The organism is Pseudomonas sp. A2 (assembly GCF_023100865.1).
Lineage (GTDB): Bacteria > Pseudomonadota > Gammaproteobacteria > Pseudomonadales > Pseudomonadaceae > Aquipseudomonas > Aquipseudomonas asiatica.
In genome coordinates this window covers 2,151,853-2,173,804 of sequence record NZ_CP039127.1, presented here as the reverse complement: position 1 = coordinate 2,173,804, position 21,952 = coordinate 2,151,853, and the positions used below count along the sequence as shown (strand labels likewise).

The 21,952-nt window shown below is 63.6% G+C and carries 19 protein-coding genes; 7 read left to right on the top strand and 12 right to left on the bottom strand.

Translation table 11 applies throughout. The annotated features are described in order from the left end of the window. The first annotated feature begins 78 nt into the window (after window positions 1-78). On the top strand, window positions 79-969 hold the full coding sequence (locus E5221_RS10155) for a LysR family transcriptional regulator (RefSeq protein ID WP_023661939.1): 891 nt from the start codon (window positions 79-81) through the stop codon (window positions 967-969). Window positions 970-1,165: 196 nt separating this feature from the next. Here the strand turns inward: E5221_RS10155 and E5221_RS10150 are convergent, their stop codons facing one another. Both E5221_RS10150 and E5221_RS10145 read right to left on the bottom strand, forming a co-directional pair. Beyond that, window positions 1,166-3,592, bottom strand: a complete 2,427-nt coding sequence (locus E5221_RS10150; protein ID WP_247847732.1) for a TonB-dependent receptor — start codon at window positions 3,590-3,592, stop codon at window positions 1,166-1,168. A 213-nt stretch (window positions 3,593-3,805) separates the two neighbouring features. Then, window positions 3,806-4,927 (bottom strand): sigma-70 family RNA polymerase sigma factor, encoded by a 1,122-nt coding sequence (locus E5221_RS10145; RefSeq protein WP_013971808.1) that lies wholly within the window; start codon window positions 4,925-4,927, stop codon window positions 3,806-3,808. A gap of 135 nt (window positions 4,928-5,062) precedes the next feature. Between E5221_RS10145 and E5221_RS10140 the strand changes: the two genes are divergently transcribed. Continuing rightward, complete coding sequence (locus E5221_RS10140; protein ID WP_013971807.1) at window positions 5,063-5,545, top strand: LEA type 2 family protein; 483 nt, start codon at window positions 5,063-5,065, stop codon at window positions 5,543-5,545. 18 nt (window positions 5,546-5,563) lie between these two features. Here E5221_RS10140 and E5221_RS10135 read toward each other — a convergent pair whose 3' ends face one another. After that, the gene (locus tag E5221_RS10135) at window positions 5,564-5,827 is read right to left on the bottom strand and encodes a hypothetical protein (protein ID WP_003256287.1); all 264 of its coding nucleotides are present in this window, start codon (window positions 5,825-5,827) and stop codon (window positions 5,564-5,566) included. A 129-nt stretch (window positions 5,828-5,956) separates the two neighbouring features. Between E5221_RS10135 and E5221_RS10130 the strand changes: the two genes are divergently transcribed. Further along, window positions 5,957-6,277 carry a DUF883 family protein gene (locus E5221_RS10130; protein ID WP_003256286.1) on the top strand — a complete coding sequence of 107 codons (321 nt, stop codon included), beginning with the start codon at window positions 5,957-5,959 and terminating at the stop codon, window positions 6,275-6,277. Window positions 6,278-6,299: 22 nt separating this feature from the next. On the opposite strand, the gene miaE is transcribed toward E5221_RS10130, so the two are convergent. After that, window positions 6,300-6,917, bottom strand: a complete 618-nt coding sequence (gene miaE / locus E5221_RS10125; RefSeq protein ID WP_013971805.1) for a tRNA isopentenyl-2-thiomethyl-A-37 hydroxylase MiaE — start codon at window positions 6,915-6,917, stop codon at window positions 6,300-6,302. Between the two features lie 154 nt (window positions 6,918-7,071). Here miaE and E5221_RS10120 point away from each other — a divergent pair, with 154 nt between their 5' ends. After that, window positions 7,072-7,935 carry a universal stress protein gene (locus tag E5221_RS10120; protein WP_182329997.1) on the top strand — a complete coding sequence of 288 codons (864 nt, stop codon included), beginning with the start codon at window positions 7,072-7,074 and terminating at the stop codon, window positions 7,933-7,935. 315 nt (window positions 7,936-8,250) lie between these two features. On the opposite strand, the gene E5221_RS10115 is transcribed toward E5221_RS10120, so the two are convergent. The 6 genes from E5221_RS10115 to E5221_RS10090 form a co-directional block, all read right to left on the bottom strand. After that, a complete protein-coding gene (locus E5221_RS10115) occupies window positions 8,251-8,454 on the bottom strand; it encodes a formate dehydrogenase subunit delta (RefSeq protein ID WP_013971803.1) in 204 nt (67 codons plus the stop codon). After that, window positions 8,451-11,333, bottom strand: coding sequence for a formate dehydrogenase subunit alpha (gene fdhF / locus E5221_RS10110; RefSeq protein WP_015269627.1), 2,883 nt, complete (start codon window positions 11,331-11,333; stop codon window positions 8,451-8,453). The genes E5221_RS10115 and fdhF overlap by 4 nt, the downstream gene beginning before the upstream one ends. Then, entirely contained in the window at window positions 11,330-12,898 is a 1,569-nt protein-coding gene (locus tag E5221_RS10105; protein WP_236222863.1) for a formate dehydrogenase beta subunit, read from the bottom strand. Before E5221_RS10105 ends, fdhF begins: the two co-directional genes overlap by 4 nt. Beyond that, window positions 12,892-13,374: a formate dehydrogenase subunit gamma gene (locus E5221_RS10100; protein ID WP_013971800.1), complete on the bottom strand. Its 483-nt coding sequence runs from the start codon at window positions 13,372-13,374 to the stop codon at window positions 12,892-12,894. The genes E5221_RS10105 and E5221_RS10100 overlap by 7 nt, the downstream gene beginning before the upstream one ends. 533 nt (window positions 13,375-13,907) lie before the next feature. Then, window positions 13,908-14,624: a helix-turn-helix domain-containing protein gene (locus E5221_RS10095; protein WP_123084557.1), complete on the bottom strand. Its 717-nt coding sequence runs from the start codon at window positions 14,622-14,624 to the stop codon at window positions 13,908-13,910. A 247-nt stretch (window positions 14,625-14,871) separates the two neighbouring features. Then, a complete protein-coding gene (locus tag E5221_RS10090) occupies window positions 14,872-16,188 on the bottom strand; it encodes an OprD family porin (RefSeq protein ID WP_182329991.1) in 1,317 nt (438 codons plus the stop codon). A gap of 233 nt (window positions 16,189-16,421) precedes the next feature. Between E5221_RS10090 and E5221_RS10085 the strand changes: the two genes are divergently transcribed. Together E5221_RS10085 and E5221_RS10080 are read left to right on the top strand one after the other, a co-directional pair. Beyond that, window positions 16,422-17,342, top strand: a complete 921-nt coding sequence (locus tag E5221_RS10085; protein ID WP_247847284.1) for an SMP-30/gluconolactonase/LRE family protein — start codon at window positions 16,422-16,424, stop codon at window positions 17,340-17,342. Window positions 17,343-17,388: 46 nt separating this feature from the next. Next, complete coding sequence (locus E5221_RS10080; RefSeq protein WP_013971796.1) at window positions 17,389-18,723, top strand: MFS transporter; 1,335 nt, start codon at window positions 17,389-17,391, stop codon at window positions 18,721-18,723. A 4-nt stretch (window positions 18,724-18,727) separates the two neighbouring features. Here the strand turns inward: E5221_RS10080 and E5221_RS10075 are convergent, their stop codons facing one another. Together E5221_RS10075 and E5221_RS10070 are read right to left on the bottom strand one after the other, a co-directional pair. After that, a complete protein-coding gene (locus E5221_RS10075) occupies window positions 18,728-19,909 on the bottom strand; it encodes an MFS transporter (RefSeq protein ID WP_003256273.1) in 1,182 nt (393 codons plus the stop codon). Window positions 19,910-20,041: 132 nt separating this feature from the next. Next, complete coding sequence (locus tag E5221_RS10070) at window positions 20,042-20,719, bottom strand: RraA family protein (protein ID WP_013971794.1); 678 nt, start codon at window positions 20,717-20,719, stop codon at window positions 20,042-20,044. Between the two features lie 235 nt (window positions 20,720-20,954). Here E5221_RS10070 and E5221_RS10065 point away from each other — a divergent pair, with 235 nt between their 5' ends. Then, on the top strand, window positions 20,955-21,932 hold the full coding sequence (locus E5221_RS10065; protein WP_024086593.1) for a hydroxyacid dehydrogenase: 978 nt from the start codon (window positions 20,955-20,957) through the stop codon (window positions 21,930-21,932). Window positions 21,933-21,952: the final 20 nt, after the last annotated feature.

The window sequence follows — 21,952 nt, the reverse complement described above, 5'->3', positions numbered from 1 at the left end:
GATGCCGCGAGCATGCCAGCCGGGTTACATTGCAGGAATGGCAAGTTTTCAAAGCTGACATTCATCAGGAGCAATGTAATGCTCGGACAAGTGCACGACCCCGATCTGCACCTGCTGCGGCTGTTCGTCACTGTAGTCGAGGCCGGTGGTTTCAGCGCCGCGCAAGGCGTGCTGGGCCTGAGCCAGCCCACCATCAGCCAGCGCATGGCGCAGCTGGAAGCGCGGCTGGGCTACCGCTTGTGCAGCCGCGGCAAAGGTGGCTTTCACCTGACGGAAAAGGGCGCGTTGTTGCTGGACGCCGCCCGTGGGCTATTGCTGAACATCGAACAGTTTCGCCAGCAGGCCAATGGCGTTGCCGGGCGGCTGCTGGGGACCGTGCGCATAGGCATGGCGGAGAGCCAGGACAAGGCGGTGAGCCTGAAGCTGGCGGCGGCCATTGCGGCGTTTCGCAGGCGCGAGGAAGCGGTGCAGCTGGAGCTGATCAGTGCGCCACCGGCAGAGCTGGAGCGCTTGTTGCTGGAGCAGCGGCTGGATTACGCCATCAGCTACTTTTCCGGCAACCAGGCAGCCTTCGACTACCAGCCGCTGTTCCAGGAGCGGCAACGGCTGTATTGCGGCAAGGGCCATGTGCTGTTCGGTGAGGCTGGCGTTGGCCGGGAGCGGTTGCTGGCGATGGACCAGGTGCGCCATCCGTACCGGTTTCTCAAGGGCGGCGAGCCGTTCCAGAGCCAGCGCAGCATGGCGGTGGCGGAGCAGATCGAGAGCGTGCTGACGTTCATTCTGTCGGGGCGGCATATTGGCTATCTGCCATGTCATTGTGCGCAAGCTTGGGAGGCTGAGGGGCTGTTGTGGGCGCTGGACCCGGGGTTGGACTTTGTGGTGCCGTTTACCCTGGCCAGGCACCGGGCGCAAGCAGTTGGCGAGGCACAGCAGGCGTTTGCGCAGGATTTGCTGGCGTCGTTTGCCTGACCTGGCCTCTTCGCGGGTAAACCCGCTCCTACAGGGACCGCGACTTCCCCAGGCATGTGCGGTCTCTGTAGGAGCGGCCTTGTGTCGCGAAAGGGCCGCAAAGCGGCCCCAGTAATATGTGCTGCAGAGCCGAAATCCTGGGGGCGCTTCGCACCCCTTTCGCGACACAAGGCCGCTCCCACAGAACCGCGCAGGCTCAGTAAGCCATGCTCCAGGTCAGCGTGTAGGTGCGCCCGCGCCCCTGGTAGTCATACAGGTACGCCGGCCCGTAGGTCGGCGAGTAGAACAGCGTCGCACGCTGCCCCCAGACCGTGCTGTATTGCTTGTCCAGCAGGTTCTGGATGCCGGCGCTGAAGGTGCCGAAGCCGGTATCCTGGCTGCCCAGCAGGTCGAAGGTGGTGTAGCCGTCGATCTCGTGGTCGGCATCGTCCTTCAGGCTGAAGGCATGGTTGGCCTGTAGCCGCGCACTGCGGCCATCGCCCTTCCAGCCGACGAACGCGGTAGCCTTGGACAACGAGGCATAGCGGGCATCGCGCTTGATCCAGCCGCCATCGACATCCTCCTCCTCGGAGCGGGTCAGGTGCAGGGTGCCACCGGTTTCCCAGCCGGTCTGGAAGTGCCGGGTCAGCGCGCCCTCAAAACCAAAGTCGCGGCTTTTCTGGTCTTCCACATTGATGGTCAGCGTCTGCGAGTCGACGTTGATGATCTTGTCCGACCAGATGTAGTACAGCGCCGCCTGGGCATCCCAGTCCAGGTCGGCATAGCGCCAGCCCAGTTCCACCTGGCGGCTCTTGATGCCGGCCAGCGGGTTGTCGGCCACGCTCAGACCGGGCTTGCCGTAGTACTTGGCCGGGTCGGGCAGGTCGAAGCCTTCGCCGTAGTTGGTCCATACCTGGTGGCCATTCTTGAAGTCGTAGATGGCACCGACGTTGAACAGGTTGACCTGGTAATCGTTGCTGCCACCCGGCACACCCTTGAAGTCGCTGACGTCCACATCCATCTGCTGGCGCCGGGCGCCGCCGGACAAGGTAAGGTTCTCGGTGGCATGCCAGTCCAGCTGCGCGTACACCGACACGCCATCGACCCGGTAGCTGGGGTAGCGCGCGGCCTTGCTTTCCTTTTCCAGCTCCAGGCCACCCGACTCGGACGACGTCTGGGCGTTGAAGGTGGTCTGCTCGGCATTGAAGCGCTCGCGGTCCAGGTCGACGCCGTAGGTCAGCTTCAGCGCGTCCCACTGCTTGGCGAACAGGCCCTTGAGGCTGGTGACTTCGAAGTTCTGCTGCGAGGCGGCGAAGTACACCCCGCGCGAGCCGGTGGGCGTGGCGCGGTTGTAGTACGGGAACGGGTAGAAGTTGTCGTCTTCCTTGCGGTACGAGGCCTGCAGGTAGAAGTCCTGCCCCAGCACGTCGGTGTGGTGGTAGTTGGCGTTCAGCAGCAGGCGCCGGGTGCGCGGCTCCAGGTCCGACGAGTAGCCGCTACGCAGTTCGGCGTCTTCCAGGTCGGACGGGGCGTTGTAATTCAGGTTGGGGAAGTAGATACCGGTACTGCCATGGTTGCCCGAGTCATAGTACTGGGCCAGCAGGTCGAGGCTCTGCTGGTCGTTCAGTTGCATCCCCAAGGTGCCGAGCACGTCGATGGTGCGGTTGTATTGCAGGTCGGTCTGGGTGTTGTCGATGAAGATCTGGTCGCCGGCGCCGTCGTAGAAGGCTTCGTTCTGCTCGCCGGAAACCCCCAGGCGGGCGTTGAACCGTTCGTTGCCGCCACTGATCGACTGGGCGAAGCGGGTGGCCAGGTCGTCGCTGTTGTTGAAGCCGCTGCTGGCACCGAGCTGGGTCTCGAAACGCGCCGGGCCGGGTTCGCCCTTCTTGGTCACGATGTTGATGATGCCGCCGGTGGCGCCACCACCGTAGATGGCACTGGCGCCAGACAGCACTTCGACGCGCTCGACGTTGAACGGCGAAATGCTGTCGAACTGGCGTGACAGGCCGCGCGAGCTGTTCTGGCTGACCCCGTCGATCATCACCAGCACATTGCGCCCGCGCATGTTCTGGCCGTAGTTGGTACGGCCTTCCGGCGCCAGGTCGAGGCCTGGCACCAGCTTGCCGATGGCTTCCTTCAAACTGACGCCGCTGTCGATCTGCTCGCGCAACTGCTGCTGGTCGACCACCCACACGGTGCCGGGGATTTCACTGATCGCAGTGCTGGTGCGCGAGGCCACGCTGACCTCGATCGGCTTGAGAATGACCGCCTGCGGCGCAGCGTCGGCCTTGCGCAGGGTCACCGTGCGGGCATCGCTGAAGTGCCAGCTCATGCCGCTGCCGGACAGCAACTGCTGCAGGGCCTGCTCGATGCTGTAGCTGCCCTGCAAGGCCGGGCTGGATTGGCCGGCGACGTCGCCGGTGGTGTACAGCAGGTGCAGGCCGGCCTGGTCGGCGAACGTGGTCAGGGCGTGGTCCAGCGGCTGGGCCGGCAGGTCGAGCTGGACCTGGCGGGCCTGAGTCTGGGCCTGTTCGGTGGCGGTCGAGGCAAACGCCTGCAGCGGGCCGACCAGCATGGCCAGGGCACTGCAGGACATCAGGGCATGGTGAAGCGGACCGCGGCGGCGGTGCAAGGGCTTGAGCATCAGAGGCACGAATGAGCTTCCTGACAAGTCGTAAATGAGAATTGGTTGCTGATCAGTCCCACTACGACGATCTGGATTGCAGGAACTTGCAGTGCCAAATGGAAAATATTTTTATTTCTGTGCCGGCCTCTTCGCAGCACAAGGCTGCTCCTACAGGGATCGCAGTTCGCTGTAGGAGCAGCCTTGTGCTGCGAAGAGGCCGGCACAGGCGAATCAATGAACCACGGCCAACCACGGCAGGTAGGTCACCTTCAGCCCATAGCGCTGCTCAAGGGTCCGCAACAGGGCCTCCGGCTCATCGAGGTCGAACACCCCGCTGACCTGCATCGCCGCCAGCTTGCTATCGGACAACACGATCCGCCCATGCCGGTAACGCTCGAGCTCCGCCAGCACCTGCCCCAGCGGCTTGCCGTTGAAGATCAGCTTGCCGCGCTGCCAGGCCATCTGCGTACCGGCATCGGCCGCTACTGCCAGTTCATGCTCGCCAACCTTGGCTTCGCCATGGGCCAATACCACGCGGCCATCACGACGCACGCTGAAGGTGGCCGCACTCCCCTGCACCCGCTCACCGGCCGTATCGACCACAAAGGGCCGTGAATCATCGGCTGTCTCGAACAAGGCCTCACCAGATTCCAGCACCACCCGCCGCTCACGGTCGCTGAACACCACGCTCAGGGCTGTGGCACTGTTCAGCGTCACCCGCGTGCCATCTGCCAACGTAATCACCTGTCGCTCACCTACCCCGGTGTGGTAATCCGCCAGCAGCATTGGCGCCTTCTGCCAACCCGCCACACCAACGGCCAACACCAGTGCAGCAGCCACCCCCGCCTGTTTGAGCCAGTTGCGGCAATGGCGCAGGGCCTGGCCGATGTATTTCGCCACCATGCTTTCGGAAACCCCCAGGCGCTGCGCGATCTGCGCCTGGGTCAGGCCGTCGACGCGGTTGAGCAACAGCGCCTGGCGGGCATTGTCGGACAGCTGCAGCAGCGCCTGGTCGAGGATCTGCAAGCGCTCCCGGGCCAGCAAGGCCGCCTCCGGGGCCGGCGCCGGGCAGGCGACCTCACCTGCCCGCTCGCTGTCGTCGTGGCTAGCGGCAATGCGCTGCTCGCGGCGCAAGGCATCGATCGCCAGGTTGCCGGCCACGCGGAAGATGAAACTGCGCGCGTGCAGCACCGGCACCGCCTGCTGGTCGATGTTGACCAGCTTCAGGTAGGTTTCCTGCGCGACATCGGCAGCGCGCTGACGGTCGCTCATGCGCCGGGTCAGGAACTGAAGCAGGTCGTCGTAGTGCTCCTGGAAGCTTGCCAGCAGGCCCGGCGCGGGAGAAGTCAGCATGGGTTCGGGAACGGCCAGTAGGAGAAGTTATCGGGCGTTAATGAGAAACAGTATCTTTCATCTGGACGGTGACTTTCAACGCCGACGCGTATTTGCCACACTGCCCATTCGCCCACTCTGGCAAGGTCGCACCCCATGGCTGCCCGTCTGCACCGCTACGCCCGCCTGTTCCTGGTCCTGCTGCTGGCCTGCGGCCTGGGGGCCTGTGCGCTGTTCCAGGCACGCGACCCGGTCAATATCAGCGTGATCGGTATCGAGCCGCTGCCCGGGCAGGAGCTGGAACTGCGCATGGCGGTGAAGATGCGGGTACAAAACCCCAACGAGGCGCCGATCGACTACAACGGCATCGCCCTGAACCTGGAGGTGAACGGCCAGCCTCTGGCTGCCGGGGTGAGCGACCAGCAGGGGCACATCGGCCGTTATGGCGAAGCGGTGATCGTGGTGCCGGTGAGCATCACGGCGTTTTCCTTCCTGCGCCAGGCCTATGGGCTGGGCCAGGTGGACTCGCTGCAAGGCCTGCCCTATGTGCTGCGCGGCAAGCTGGCCGGCGGGCTGCTGGGGACCGTGCGCTTTACCGACGAGGGCAAGCTGGACCTGCCCAAGGGCGCCTACTGGTAGGCGCCTGGCGGGGTGTGATCAGCGGCTGGCGCTGGCTGCGGCCATCAGCTTGTTGACTTCGCTGCGCACCATGTTGGCGTATTCGGGCGGCGACATGCCATCCAGCTCGGCGCGCACCCACTCGGCCCATTTGCCTTTGCGCCGTGGTTTCTCGGCGATTAACCGTGCCGCTTCGCCCTTGGCCTTGCCCAGGTTGTTCTGCCACAGCTCGAACAGCCGGGCCTTCTCTGCCTCGATCTGCGCCCGTTCCTCGAAGCTCATGTTGGCCAGATTGAAACTCATGAAGGTACCTGCAGGTTTGAAAATGGCCGCTATCTTACACCCAGGTACTGCAACAGCCCAAAGCCGCCGCAACTTTCCCGACGCGCCGGCATCCATTGTTCAAGCCACACCATCGACGAGGACGAGTTCATGGCCCGGAAAAACGCCCCGCTGACCGACAGCGATCAGATCAAGGACCAGGTATTCAGCGAACTGCAGGCGCTGATCGAAGAGTCGGAAAAACTGCTGAACGACAGCGCCGCCCTTGTGGGTGACGAGGCGGAAACCCTGCGTGCGCAGGTAAGCCTCAAGCTACGCCAGGCGCGCAATGCCGCCGACAAGGTACGCAGCAAGGCGCAACCGGTGATGGACGCTACCCAGGACTATATCGGTGGCCACCCGTGGCAGACCGTGGCCATTTCCGCTGGCCTCGGGCTGGTGGTCGGCCTGCTGCTGGGCCGCCGTCACTGACGCCTGGGCCGCCTGGTGCGAATCAGGCGGCCTGCGCCATCGGGATACCGCTGTGGAAGCGCAGCTCCTGGTCCGGTGACTGGATCAGCTCCACCTCCGCTGCACGCACCAGGTCCACCCGGCGGGCAATGTCTGCCTCTTCGCCATAGTTGTGCGCCAGTTTCAGATAACCCTGATAATGGCGCGCTTCGCTCTTCAGCAGGCCGTGGTAGAAGCGGCCCAGTTCCTCGTCCAGATGCGGTACCAACGCGGCAAAGCGCTCGCAGCTGCGCGCCTCGATGAACGCCCCCACCACCAGCGTATCCACCAGCTTGACCGGCTCGTGGGCGCGCACCAGCCGCCGCAGCCCCGACGCATATCGCCCCGCCGACACCGGGCGCAGCGGCACGCCACGACGCTTCATCAGGCGCAGCACCTGCTCGTGGTGCACCAGCTCCTCGCGGGCCAGGCGCGACATCATGTTGATCAGGTCGAGGTGGGTGTTGTACTTGGCGATCAGGCTCAGGGCGGTGCTGGCAGCCTTGAACTCGCAGTTCTTGTGGTCGATCAGCAGGGTTTCCTGGTCGGCGAGCGCCGCTTCGATCCAGGCGTCTGGTGTCGGGCAACCAAGAAAGGCGTCGATTTCGGGGATCAGGGACATGAGCGTGCAACCACAAAGAACTGGCAGGGCCGGCGATTATACCGGCGGCGGCGGGCGGCGCCAGTGACTATGCTTGATGTACATCAAGCGCCAGCGGGGGAAGCGCCGACTATAGTCAGGCATTGGTCGCCACCTTTGAAGGGAGTTAACGCCCATGCAAGCCGTCCGCAGCATCCTCGTCGTCCTCGACCCCGAGCACGCCCACAGCCGGGCACTGACCCGGGCCAAGCTGATCGCCGGCGTCACCGGCGCCCGCCTGCACCTGCTGATGTGCGACAAAAGGCATGACCACAGCGCGCTGCTGAGCCTGCTGAGCAGCCAGCTGCATGATGACGGGTACGACAGCGTCACCCATGAGGAGGCCTGGCGCGACAACCTGCACGACACCATCATCTACGTGCAGCAGGCCGAGGGCTGCGAGCTGGTGATCAAGGAACACCGCCCGGACAACCCGCTGAAAAAGGCCCTGCTCACCCCCAGCGACTGGAAGCTGCTGCGCCAATGCCCGTGTGCCGTGCTGATGGTCAAGAGCGAGCGGCCGTGGACCGGCGGCAAGATTCTGGCCGCGGTGGACGTGGGCAACCAGGACGAGGACCACCGCCGCCTGCATGCCAGCATCATCGACCATGGTTATGCCATTGCCGGGCTGGCCAAGGGCGAGCTTCATGTCATCAGCGCTCATCCGTCGCCGATGCTGTCGGCATCGGACCCGGCGTACCAACTGAGCGAGACCATCGAGAAGCGCTACCGCGAGGCTTGCAAGGCGTTCCAGGCCGAGTACGGCATCAGCGATGAGTGCCTGCATGTGGCCGAAGGGCCGGCGGATGTGCTGATTCCGCATACCGAGAAGAAGCTCGATGCCGTGGTAACGGTGATCGGCACGGTGTGCCGCACGGGGATTTCCGGGGCGTTGATTGGTAATACCGCGGAGGTGGTGCTGGATTCGCTGGAGGGGGATGTGCTGGTGCTCAAGAGCGAGGAGGCAATTGCCCATCTGGCGGAACTGGCCCGCGGCTGAGTTCAATCTGCCAGGGCCCTATCGCCGGCAAGCCAGCTCCCACATCGACAGTACCTGTGGGAGATTGCCCAGCCCTTTTGATCTGCGCTGTAGGGCAGAAAACAAATATCGCTCGTTTGAAGCGTCCTTTGTAGGAGCAGCCTTGTGCTGCGAAGAGGCCGGTACAAGCCATAGACAGGCTTTGTCAGTACCGGCCTCTTCGCAGCACAAGGCTGCTCCTACAGAGCCTCGCTGAACCAATGAGTCATGTGCAGTACCTGTGGGAGCTGGCTTGCCGGCGATGGGCTGCGCAGCAGCCCCATTCGACACCAAACGCTAGGCCAACGCTTCCTGCACCTTCGGGTCCAGCCCCTCCCCTGCATTGGCCTCGGCCCATTCCGCCAGTTGCCGGCGCATCGCTGGCGTCCAGAAGCTCTGCAGATGCTGCCGTATCCCCTGCACCGCCAGCGCCCGGTCTGGCTCGCTGTCGAAGTAATGGGCAATCTGGTTGGCCATCTTGACCAGATTCTCACTGCTCATCGGCGCACCTCGGTTTTCTCGGCAATACGACGCTCCTTCAACAACCGCCGCTGCTCGTCACTGAAGTCCTGGTAGCGCTTCTGCCACTGCGACGGCTGGAACACTTTCACCACCTCCACCGCCGTCACCTTGTACTCAGGGCAGTTGGTGGCCCAGTCGGAGTTGTCGGTGGTAATCACGTTGGCCCCCGACTCTGGGAAGTGGAAGGTGGTGTACACCACACCCGGCGCCACCCGCGTGCTGACCTTGGCGCGCAGCACCGTCTGCCCGGCGCGGCTGCCGATGCCGACCCAGTCGCCATCCTGGATGCCACGGCTTTCGGCGTCGGTCGGGTGGATTTCCAGGCGGTCGGCGTCATGCCAGGCGACGTTGCCGGTACGCCGGGTCTGGGCGCCGACGTTGTACTGGCTGAGAATGCGCCCGGTGGTCAGCAGCAGCGGGTAGCGGTTGTTGACCTTCTCCTCGGTGGGCACGTAGCCGGTGAGCATGAAGCGCCCCTTACCACGTACGAACTGGTCGATGTGCATGGTCGGCGTGCCATCCGGCGCTGCGTCGTTGCACGGCCACTGCAGGCTGCCGTGGCGGTCGATCTCGGCGTAGCTGACGCGGTGGAAGGTAGGCGTAAGGCGGGCGATCTCGTCCATGATCTCGGACGGGTGACGGTAGCTCATCGGGTAGCCCAAGGCATTGGCCAGGGCTATGGTCGCCTCCCAGTCGGCCTTCCCGGCCAGCGGCTCCATGACCTTGCGCACCCGCGAAATACGCCGCTCGGCATTGGTGAAGGTACCGTCCTTCTCCAGGAACGAGCTGCCCGGCAGGAACACATGGGCGAACTTGGCTGTTTCGTTGAGGAAGATGTCCTGCACCACCACGCACTCCATGGCCAGCAGGGCCGCAGTGACGTGCTGGGTGTTGGGGTCGCTCTGGGCAATGTCCTCGCCCTGGCAGTAAAGGGCCTTGAAACTGCCGTCCAGCGCAGCCTCGAACATGTTGGGGATGCGCAGGCCCGGGTCAGGCTGCAGGGTCACGCCCCAGGCCTGCTCGAACTCGGCGCGCACAACTTCGTTGGAAATGTGCCGGTAGCCGGGCAGTTCGTGGGGGAACGAGCCCATGTCGCACGAGCCTTGCACGTTGTTCTGCCCGCGCAGCGGGTTCACCCCTACCCCTTCACGGCCGATGTTGCCGGTGGCCATGGCCAGGTTGGCGATGCCCATCACCGCGGTGCTGCCCTGGCTGTGCTCGGTCACACCCAGGCCGTAGTAGATCGCCGCGTTGCCGCCGGTGGCGTACAGCCGGGCGGCGGCGCGGATCTGCTCGGCAGGCACGCCGCAGACCGGGCCAAGCACTTCGGGGGCGTTTTCCGCCAGGCTGACGAAGTCGCGCCAGCGGGCGAAATCTTCGGTTTCGCAGCGGGCATCGATGAAGCGCTGGGCCAGCAGGCCTTCGGTGACGATCACGTGGGCCAGGGCGTTGAGCATGGCCACGTTGGTACCGGGGCGCAGTTGCAGGTGCAGCTCGGCGCGGGCGTGCGGCGAGTCGACCAGGTCGATGCGCCGTGGGTCGATCACGATCAGCCGCGCGCCCTGGCGCAGGCGGCGCTTGAGCTGCGAGCCGAATACCGGGTGGGCGTCGGTGGGGTTGGCGCCGATCACCAGCACCACGTCGGCCTGCATCACCGAGTCGAAGCTTTGTGTACCGGCCGACTCACCCAGGGTCTGCTTCAGGCCATAGCCGGTGGGCGAATGGCATACCCGCGCGCAGGTGTCGACGTTGTTGTTGCCGAACGCCGTGCGCACCAGTTTCTGCACCAGATAGGCTTCTTCGTTGGTGCAGCGGCTGGAGGTGATACCGCCGATGGAATCGCGACCGTACTTCAGCTGGATGCGGCGGAACTCGCTGGCGGCGTAGGTCACCGCCTCGTCCCAGCTGACTTCCTGCCATGGGTCTTCCAGGCGCTTGCGGATCATTGGCTTGGTGATGCGGTCCGGGTGGGTGGCGTAACCCCAGGCGAAGCGGCCCTTGACGCAGGCGTGGCCGTGGTTGGCGCCGCCGTTCTTGTCCGGGACCATGCGCACCAGCTGGTCGCCCTTCACTTCGGCGCGGAACGAGCAGCCGACGCCGCAATAGGCGCAGGTGGTGATGACCGCACGCTCGGGTTGGCCCAGCTGTACCAGGCTCTTTTCGGTCAGGGTCGCGGTCGGGCAGGCCTGCACGCAGGCGCCGCAAGACACGCACTCGGAGGCGAGGAAGTTTTCACCACCCGCCGCCGCCACCCGCGATTCGAAACCGCGCCCGGTGATGGTCAGGGCGAAGGTGCCCTGGATGTCCTCGCAGGCACGCACGCAGCGGCTGCAGACGATGCACTTGCTCGGCTCGTAGTCGAAATACGGGTTGGATACATCCTTTTTCTCGGCCAGGTGGTTGGCGCCGTCGTAGCCATAGCGCACCTCGCGCAGGCCCACCTGGCCGGCCACGGTCTGCAGCTCGCAGTTGCCGTTGGCCGAACAGGTCAGGCAGTCCAGCGGGTGGTCGGAGATGTACAGCTCCATAACATTACGGCGCAGGCCTGCCAGGCGCGGGGTTTCGGTGTGCACCACCATGCCTTCGCTGACCGGGGTGGTGCAGGAGGCCGGATAACCGCGCATGCCTTCGATTTCCACCATGCACATGCGGCACGAGCCAAAGGCTTCGAGGCTGTCGGTGGCACACAGTTTGGGGATGCTGGTGCCGAGCATGGCCGCGGCACGCATCACCGAAGTACCGGCGGGCACAGTGATGGCGCGGCCATCGATGCTCAGGCTGACCTGTACCTCGCTGTCACGGGCCGGGGTGCCGAGGTCGCTGCTTTTATCAGAAGCGGGGTCGAAGAAATTGATCACTGCGCGGCCTCCGTGTGGGTCAGCCCGAAATCGGCGGGGAAGTACTTCAGCGCGCTGGCCACCGGATAGGCGGTCATGCCGCCCATGGCGCACAGCGAGCCGTATTGCATGGTGTCGCACAGGTCGCGCAGCAACAGGGCCTGGTCATGCCGTTCGGTCATGTCGCTGGTGGCGATCAGCCGGTCGACCACTTCCATGCCCCGGGTCGAACCGATGCGGCACGGGGTGCATTTGCCACAGGACTCCTCGGCACAGAACTGCAAGGCGAAGCGCGCCATGCTGGCCATGTTCAGGGTGTCGTCGGCCACTACCACACCACCGTGGCCGAGCATCGCGCCCATGGCGGCAAAGGCTTCGTAGTCCAGCGGCGTATCGAAGTGGCTGGGCGGTACCCAGGCACCGAGCGGGCCACCCACCTGCGCGGCCTTCAGCGGCCGGCCGCTGGCCGTGCCGCCGCCATAGCCTTCCACCAGCTCGCGCAGGGTCAGGCCGAAGGCACGCTCCACCAAGCCGCCCTGACGGATGTTGCCGGCCAGCTGGAACGGCATGGTGCCCAGCGAGCGGCCCATGCCGAAGTCGCGATAGAACGCCGCGCCCTTGGCCATGATGACGGGTACCGAGGCCAGGGTGAGTACGTTGTGCACCAGCGTCGGCAGGCCGAACAGGCCCTGCAGCGCGGGTAGCGGAGGCTTGGCGCGAACGATGCCGCGCTTGCCTTCGATGGATTCGAGCAGCGCGGTTTCTTCGCCGCAGATATAGGCGCCGGCGCCGACCCGCACTTCCAGGTCGAAGGCCTGGCCGCTGCCGGCCACGTTGCTGCCGAGATAGCCGGCGTCACGGGCGATGGCGAAGGCCTGGTCAAGCACGCGGATGGCGTCGGGGTATTCCGAGCGCACATAGATGTAGCCCTTGTCGGCACCCACGGCGAGGCCGGCAATGATCATGCCTTCGATCAGCAGGAACGGGTCGCCTTCCATCAGCATGCGGTCGGCGAAGGTACCGGAGTCACCCTCGTCGGCGTTGCACACCACGTACTTCTGCCCGGCCCCGGCGTCACGCACGGTGCGCCATTTGATGCCGGCCGGGAACGCCGCACCGCCGCGGCCGCGCAGGCCGGAATCGAGCACGGCGGCGACCACCTCGGCACCGTCCAGGGCCACGGCCGCTTCAAGGCCGGCGAAACCGCCATGGGCACGGTAGTCGTCCAGCGACAACGGGCGGGTGATGCCGGCGCGGGCGAACAACAGGCGCTGCTGGGTCTTGAGGTAAGGGATGTCCTCGACCGGCCCCAGGGCCAGCGAGTGGCCACCAGGTTCACCGGGCTCACCGGTAAAGGCGTCGAGCAAGGACGGCACGTCTTCCGGGGTGACCGGGCCGAAACCCAGGCGCCCTTGCGCGCTGTCGCACTCCAGCAGCGGCTCCAGCCAATACAGCCCGCGGGAGCTGGTGCGCTGGATATCCAGCGGCAGCTGGCGGCGCTCGGCCTCACGCTGCAATGCATCGGCAACCTGGTCGGCGCCCACGGCACGGGCTACCGAATCGCAGGGGATATACAGCTTCAGCATGCTGCGTCCTCCCGGCAAGCGTTGACCAGCGCGCGCAGGCGCTCCGGGGTAAGGCGCGCATGCACCTGGCCGTCCAGTTCCAGCGCTGGCGAGCAGGCACAGGCGCCCAGGCAGTACACCGGGCGCAGGCTGATGGCGCCGTCGGCGCTGGTGCCGTGGTCGTCCAGCGCCAGCTGTTCGCGCAGTTGCGCGGCCAGCGCCTCGGCGCCCCGGCTCTGGCACGACTCGGCGCGGCACAGGCGCAGGGTGTGGCGCGCCGGTGGCGTGGTGCGGAAATCGTGGTAGAAGCTGATCACCCCACGCACCTCGGCCAGGCTGAGGTTCAGGGCATGGGCAATTTCGGCGACAGCGGCATCGGGGATGTAGCCGATGTCGTGCTGGATGGCATGCAGGATCGGCAACAGCGCGCCGGGGGTATCCTTGTCACGGGCCAGAATGCGTTGGATCACAGGCAGGTGGAGCAATTCATCAGGCATACAGCGGACCTCGGCATCACGGACCCTGCCTGAATTGTTGTGAGGGCAGGTATCCGGCGTGTTCTGCTGCGGCGCGCCGGCCACGTCACGGTTGCGTGGAGCCAGCGGCCTCCTTGCCTGCGGCCGTACGTCTGCGCGCACTGGTCCGAGGCATCCTGCAAGCATGGCACTTGTGGCGCCGGGGGGTTGCGTGCGAACGACCAGGCGCGTCCTGAAACCGACGCGGGTTGTTTTCCATGCTTATACTGGCTGCTCTTGCAGGAGACGGCCCACCCCTTTGGGCTGCGCTGCCGCGCAGAGAACAACGATCGCTCGCCTGGCGCATCGTTTGTAGGAGCAGCCTTGTGCTGCGAAGAGGCCGATACGGGCAACAGATATGGATTGCCAGTACCGGCCTCTTCGCAGCACAAGGCTGCTCCTACAAATGACTGCGCGCGGCTTAACGCTGCACGGCTTTGTCAATCAGTGCCTGGCCGCCTCAATCAGCCAGGCTGCTCGACAAAGACACCGCAAGCCGGGCCCATGAGGCGCGCTTACTGGACCGGTTCGGCCTCCAATGACGCAGGCTTGAAGCCCAGGCTTCGCATCAGATCACGTGCCGCCTCGAAGAACATGAGCTTGAGGCTTTCGGCATATTCCTCAGTCAAACGGCTTGCTGGTCCTGAAATGACAAGAGCTCCCATCAGTTCCTGCTGCGCTCCGTAGATGGGCAGCGCCATTGAAGCGGCATGCGGGTCGGTGGCTCCCTTCGAGTAGTAGGGTTTTTGCAATGCAATACCGATGTGATACGGCGCGCGCAACGCCTGAGCCCCCGCCGCTTCATCCATCGGCCGCATGTCGCCGGGTTGAAGATTGAGGCGAAGTCGATGGGAAGAGTTAACACGGTACTGGCACATCCGATATGCACCGTGGCGCACATAGAAGGAGGCGGTCTCACCCGACTTTTCAGCCAAATCGTGCAAACGTGGCATCACATGCCTTTCGAGGTCCAGTGCCTCTTGATAGACCGTGTTCAAGCGCATGACTTCACTGGCTAGCTGATAACGCCCGTCAGCCATGCGCGTGATGAAGCCATGGTTTTCCAGGGACACCATCAAGCGCATGATCGTGCTTTTGATGAGGCCGGTACGTTCAACCAGCTGAACCAGGCTCAGCGCAGAGTCGCCTATCTGAAACGCGGTCAGCACGGTCAAAACACGGTCTGCCGATGCCACACCATTTACCGCTGGACGCGGCCGCGCTTTCACCATTTGCAAAACCTCACAGGATCGAAGCCCTCGATTGTACGCAAGGGCGGAAAAACCTCATTATCCGACAACGGTCGGCCACCGCCAACGTAGCATGCGCTGTGCGTGCAAGGTAAAAAAGCCAGCAGGGCAATATATCTGCGCCTGCTGGCTAGAGGTTGATCGCTATCGTATGGGGCAAATATTCGCAGACCTGGCAATCAGCGAACCTTACAGCCGATGCGGCCCTGTTCGCTGCGCTGGCCGATGCTCAGAACAGCGGCAGGGTGTAGTTGATGATCAGGCGGTTCTGGTCACCATTGCGCGCTGCCTCGCTGTGCGATTTGCCGTTGCGCCAGGCCACGCCAAGCCCTTTGAACGTGCCGCCCTGGATCACGTAGTCCAGCGAGAAGTCTCGCTCCCACTCCGACTGTTCGGCGCCTGCGGCTGCCTGGATGTGGTCGCCTTTCAAATAGATCACCGAAGCCTTCAGCCCAGGTATGCCGTTGGCAGCAAAGTCATAGCCGTACTGGGCAAACCCGGTACGCTCACCAGCGCGCGTGAAGCTGAGCAGCATCTTGTCCGTCCACAGATACAGGCTGCTGCCACCAGCCCCCTTGTCGATCGATCCCTGGTTGATCTGCACGAAGTTGCTATCGTCGGAAACACGCTGATAACCCAGGGTCAGCGAGTGGCCCCGCAAACGATAGGTGAACGCCGCAGTCCACAGGTCGTTGTCGATTTCCCCGTCGCTACCTTTGGTGTATCCACCAACGGTATAGCCCTGGCTACGCCCTGAGCTACTGCCGTTGGCACCGTCCGCACGGGTTCGGAAATAGCGCAGGTCAGTGGTCAACGAGCTGTCATCGGTCAACGCCAGGGTGTGATTGAGGCCGGTGAACTGCTGCAGATAGTAGTCTTCGAGTTGCCCGGCGTAATACTGCAGCAGCAGCGTTTTGGTGGCGCGGTAGTCGGCACCGACAAAGTTGAAACGGTCACTCTCCTGAGTGCCGCCGTTTACGGCCATGCCGGTAAGGTCGGTCGAAGCCCGGCCCCTGGCGCGGTTCAGCGCCCCGCCGATGAGCGTGAGGTTATCGATGTCACTGGACTGCAATTGCACGCCCTGGAAGGTTTGCGGCAGCAACCGGCCATCAGAGGCCACCAGTATCGGCAACCTGGGCATCAGCTGCCCCACGCGCAGCTCGGTCTGGCTCATCTTCATCTTGGCGGTGGCACCGGCGCTGCTCCAGCGGTCAGCTGCGCCATCGCCATCGGAAGGAATCATGCTACCGCCCTGATGCCGCCCTCTGCCGCTGTCCAGCGTAAGGCCCAGCATGGCCGTGGCGTCCACGCCGAAACCAACCACACCGTCGGTATAACCGGAGCGCAGGTCGAGCAGAAAGCCTTGCGCCCACTCCTCGGTTCTGGAGGGCTGCGCCGTGCCGTCGCGGTTATCGCTGTTGAAGTAGAAATTGCGCATCGACAAGTTCGCGTGGCTGTCACCGATCAGGTCGGCCTGGGCAGACAAGCCTATGACGCTGCCGCCTGCTGCCAAGGCAATGCGGCAGATGGAAGGTAGGGATTTCAAGCAAGAGACTCCAAAGGATCATTGTTATTATTTTGAAACGGCATTTCTTTATATGGAGGCAGATTATCGCAGCCCCGTCAACAGGCAGCGCCAGAAAACCCTAAAAACAGGAATCACCGCAAAAACAGCTTCACCATTCGGCCGATTTTGTTTTATTTTTGCAACGCCATTGCATTAAATACATCAAAACAACAATCGGACGCCCAGGCGTCCCCGGCCCTACAGGAGCACCCATGAGCTTCTTTGCTGCCCCGCCGACCGTGGAGACCACGGTATTCACCCGCCTGCCCGACCGCTTCCGCGACCCGCGCCCGACCGCCTGGGCCAATGCCAACCGCCAGGGCCGCGCCATCGACTCGTTCCTCGAAGGCCCGTCATTCGATCGTCAAGGCCGGCTTTACGTGACCGACATTCCCAACGGGCGAATTTTCCGCATCTCGCCGCAGGGCGAATGGGAACTGGTGTGTCAGTACGATGGCTGGCCGAACGGCCTGAAGATTCACCAGGACGGACGCATCTTCATCACCGACTACAAGCGCGGGATCATGCTGCTCGACCCAGATACCGGTGCTATCGAAGCACTGCTGGACTCAGCTGGTTCGGAAGGCTTCAAAGGCGTCAACGACCTGGTGTTTGCACCCAACGGTGACCTGTATTTCACAGACCAAGGCCAGACCGGGCTGCAGGATGCCAGCGGTCGCGTGTACAAGCTCGACGCCAGCGGCAACCTGACTTGCCTGCTTGGCACCATCCCCAGCCCCAATGGCATCGTCTACGACCCGCACCTCAATCATCTGCTGGTGGCAGTGACACGCGCGCAACAGATCTGGCGCATCCCGTTGGGCAACGGCTCGATCATCGGCAAGGTGGGCGTTTTCGCCCAGCTGCATGGTGGCCTGGGCGGGCCCGACGGCCTGGCCCTCGATGCGCAGAGCAACCTGTACATCGCCCATACCGGTTTCGGCTCGGTATGGAAGCTGTCGAAAGTCGCTGAGCCATTGCAGCGCATCGTCTCCTGCGCAGGCATCAGCAACACCAACCTGGCCTTCGGCGGCAATGACGGGCAAACCCTGTTCATCACCGAATCCGAAACCGGCAGCATTCTGCAGGTGCGCACCACTGCGCCTGGGCTGCCAATGTATTCCCACAGCTGAACCAGCCCCCTGTCAGGGCACACAACAATTACAAAAGAGTGACGACATGACCCACGAAACCCCCGCTGCCCAGGCGCCGCTCAGCGACGCCGAGGGCGAACGCCTGATGCGCCGCGTGCTGTGGCGCCTGGTGCCGTTCATCTTCATCTGCTACGTGATCAGCTACCTCGACCGCACCAATGTCGGCTTCGCCGCCATCAGCATGAACCAGGACCTGGGCCTTACCGCGACGATGTTCGGCTGGGCGGCCGGCCTGTTCTTCTTCGGCTACTTCATGTTCGAGATCCCCAGCAACCTGCTAATGCAGCGCTTCGGCGCACGGGTGTGGATTGCGCGCATCATGATCACCTGGGGGCTGATCTCCATGGCCACCGCGTTCGCCACCGGGCCAATCAGTTTCAGCATTGCGCGCTTTTTGCTTGGGCTTGCCGAAGCGGGCTTCACGCCCGGCGTATACCTGTACTTCACCTACTGGTTCCCCGGCAAATGGCGGGCGAAAGCCACTGCCGCCTTCCTGCTGGGCATTCCTGCGGCCAACATCGTCGGCTCGCCCCTGTCCGGCTGGCTGATGGAACAGCACGGCGTCTTGGGCCTGAAGAACTGGCAACTGCTGCTGGTCACCGAGTCGATGCCGGCCGTGCTGCTTGGCATCGCTTGCCTCTTCGTGCTGGTCGATACACCGGCCAAGGCAAAATGGCTCAACCCGCGAGAGAAAGCCTGGCTTGACCAGCGCCTGTCCCAAGAACAACAGGCCATCGGTGCATCTCATGGCAATACGCTGCGCGCAGCTTTGACCAACCCCAAGGTGTTCACCCTGGCGGCCATCAACTTTTGCTGCATCGTCGGCTCGATTGGCATAGGCATGTGGCTGCCACAGATCATCAAAGGCCTGGGCATCGATAGCGGTGTGGTGGGCCTGGTGGTCGCCCTGCCCTACCTGCTCGGGGCACTGGCGATGACGATGTGGGCACGGCTGGCCAACCGTAGCCGTCACCGCCTGCCCTATGTGGTCAGTGCATTGGCCTTGGCCGCCGTGGCCCTGGTGGCCGCCGCCCTGCTTGACCAGCCGGTGTTGAAGATCGCCAGCCTGTGCGTGGCGGTGGCGAGCATCCTGTCATTCCAGGCCACGTTCTGGGCGATACCTTCGACCTTCCTGACCGGTCGCGCCGCCGCTGGCGGCCTGGCGATGATCGTCTCGATCGGCAACCTGGGCGGCTTCACAGGCCCGTTCCTGATCGGCCTGATCAAGGACGCCACTCATAGCTTCAGCATGCCGTTCTTTGCCGTTGCATCGATCCTGCTGGTCGGCACCTGCCTGATGCTTTGGCTGGGCGACCCCGCCAAGCAGCAGACGCCTCACGGCCAAGGCCAGACAATCTGACCGCTCAGCTGCGACGACGCATGCCGTATTGACCCAACAGCCCGATCACCAGGAACCCTCCGGCGACCCCCAAGGTCGCCGGCGCTCCCCAGCGGGCCGCGATCAGCCCCGCCGCCATGCCGCCCAAAGCTTCGAAGCCGAAGCGCATGGCAATATAGAAAGCGATCACCCGGCCACGCAAATGGCTGGGTGCGCCACTTTGCAGCTGCATGTTGGTACTGACATTGCTCAGGGTGATGCCGAAACCCAGAACGCCCAGCGCCAGCAACGCCAGTGGCAGCGCACCCGCCATCCACAAACCGATCAGCGCAACCGCGCATAGCAGTGCTCCAGCATCGGTGAACTGCCGCAGGCGAGGCATTGCACCGCCAACCGCCAGCACCAGCGTGGCCACGAACGCGCCCGCGCCTGCCGCCCCCCACAACCATCCAAGCACTCGCGCATCGCCAGCGAACACGGCCCTGGCCAGGATCGGCAGCAGTGCCGCGTAGCAGGATGCCAACAAGTTGACCATGATCACGTTGACCAGCAACTGGCGAACGTTGCGCGTTTGCCACAGATACAACACCCCTTCGCGAAACACTTGCGCGGTTGAGCCACTGGCCTTTGGGCCGGCAGTACCGCGCACTTTCAGCAAGCCACCCAGCAAGGCCATGAAAGCCACGGCAGTAAGGGCGAAGCAGGCCGCCTCGCCGGCCAGGGCAATGAGCCCACCGGCCAATGGCGGGCCGACGAACCGTGCGGCATTGATCAACATGGCATTGAGCACCAGCGCGTTCGGCAGGTCGGCCGGGTCGTCGACAAAACTGCCGATCAGCGCTTGGCGCAGAGGAGTTTCCAAGGCATTGAGCAAGCCAAGCAGCAATGCCATGGCAGCAATGAACGGACCATCGATCCAGTTGCGCCAGGTTGCAAGCGCCAGCACGAGCGACTGCGCGATCAGGATAAGCTGCACGATGATCAGCAACCGGCGTTTGTCATGCCGATCGATCCACGCTCCTGCCAACGGGCCGATGAGCAATTGCGGCGCGAGCGAAAGGAAGGTGATCAGCCCCAGCAGTACGGCAGAACCGGTCAGATGATAGGCCAGCCAGGCCAATGCAACCTGCTGAACCCACTTGCCCAGAGTGGAAACACCCTGGCCTGCGAAATAGATCTGAAAGTTGCGATGAGCGAGCGCCCGCACGGCGGCGGGCCAACGCTTGCGATGCGGTGACGATGAATCGGACAAGTCTGCGAATCCTCAATAGAACCCGCGACCGACACCGACCCAACAGCCGCTGCACACCCCATCGCAAGGTGCGCAGCGCATGCTGGATCAGCCTGGCAGCAGGCAGCCTTTCTTCTTCAAGGACTCCAGGACCCAGGAACGGTCGTTGGTGCCTTGGGCAATGTGTTCCATCTGTGCGGTTTCGGCAGTGTGCTTGGCGGTGGCGCGAGCATAGACCTCGGCGACGTGGTCGTAAGGCACGCACAGCAGGCCATCGTCATCACCGATCACCAGGTCGCCTGGCTCGATCACCATACCATCAATGGCAATCGGCACGTTGATCTCGCCCGGGCCGTCCTTGTATGGGCCACGGTGCGAAACGCCAGCAGCGAACAACGGGAAGTCACCCGCACCGATGTTGGCTGCATCGCGAATGGCGCCGTTGATGACGATACCGGCCAAGCCACGCTTGACCGCGTAGGCCACCATCATTTCACCGATCAGGGCGTTGGTCAGATCGCCACCGGCATCGACCACGATCACATCGCCAGGCTGAGCGATATCGATCGCGTAATGCAGCATGAGGTTGTCACCTGGGCGCGCCTTGACTGTCAAGGCCGGGCCACACAGCACACCTTCGCGATGCATGGGGCGCAGGCGGGCACCACCTGCAGTCATCCGGTTCATCGAATCGCTGACGTTGGCAACCGGAACCTCACGATAACGTGCAACCCACTCATCACCGACTTTACGTGCGCGCTCAAGCACTTGGAAGCCAATGCTCATGTGACATACCTCTCTTGGTGTTATTCGATGTCATCGGCCACTGCCGAATCTGTTTTTAGAATGTCATTTCATTAAAGTCGTGGCAATCGATTTTTGTCGGCTATTTTTGCTTGCTATCGACGAGCATCTTAATTTTCTTGCAACAGCGTTTCATTATGATAGGGTTTATCCCATTGCCGCAGATGAGCGGCAGACTGCGCCCGAACCGCTCCCAGACAAGAACAAGGTATCCACGATGTCCCGTACCATTCTGCTGACCGGCCCTGAGCTTGCTGCCGAGGCCATGAACCTTGCCGCCGAACAGGGCGTCAGAGTCGTCCCCACTACGCCCTACCTGCCCGCCGAAGAACTGGAAGCGATCATTCGCGCTGAACAGCCCGATGCCATCGTGGTCCGCCAGGGCAAACTGACCCGCGCCATGATCGACGCTTCAGCCAATCTGAAAGTGATCGCCAAGCACGGCGTGGGCTACAACACCATCGATCTCCAGGCCGCCGCCGACCGCAGCATCCCGGTATCGATCGCCCTGGGCGCCAATGCCCAGTCGGTGGCCGAGCTGGCCTTCGCCCTGATGTTCAGCGTGGCACGTCAAACCGCACTGCTGGATGCGCGCATGCGTGACGGGCATTGGGACAAATCCTCGGCCAACGGCATGGAGCTGTCGGGCAAAACCCTGGGGCTTATCGGTCTGGGCTCGATCGGCAGCATCCTCATGGACCTGGTGGCGCCACTGCGCATGAAGGTCAAGGTGTTCGACCCCTACCTCAAGCAACTGCCGGAGCGCCCGCACGTCGAGCGCGAAGAGGATTTCGATCGCCTGCTGGCTGAAAGCGATATCATCAGCCTGCACTGCCCGCTGACCGAGACCAACCACAACCTGATTGGCGCTGCCCAGCTCGAGCGCATGCGCCCAGGCGCCATCCTGATCAACACTGCCCGTGGTGAGCTGATCGACACCAACGCCCTGGTAAAAGCGCTCAGCGAACGCCGCATCGCCGGTGCCGGCCTGGATACCTTCAGCCCCGAGCCGCCACCTGCCGACAGCCCGCTGTGGGGCCTGCCGACACTGGTCGCCACGCCGCATGTCGGCGCCAACACCACCGAGGCCCGCGAACGGGTAGGCCTGGTAGCGCTGAAGCAGGTTCTCGATGTGTGGGCGGGCAATGCTCTGGACCCGCGTTGCGTGGTCAACCGCCACCTCTTCGCCAGCTGATCGCACCCCTCGCGTGCCTC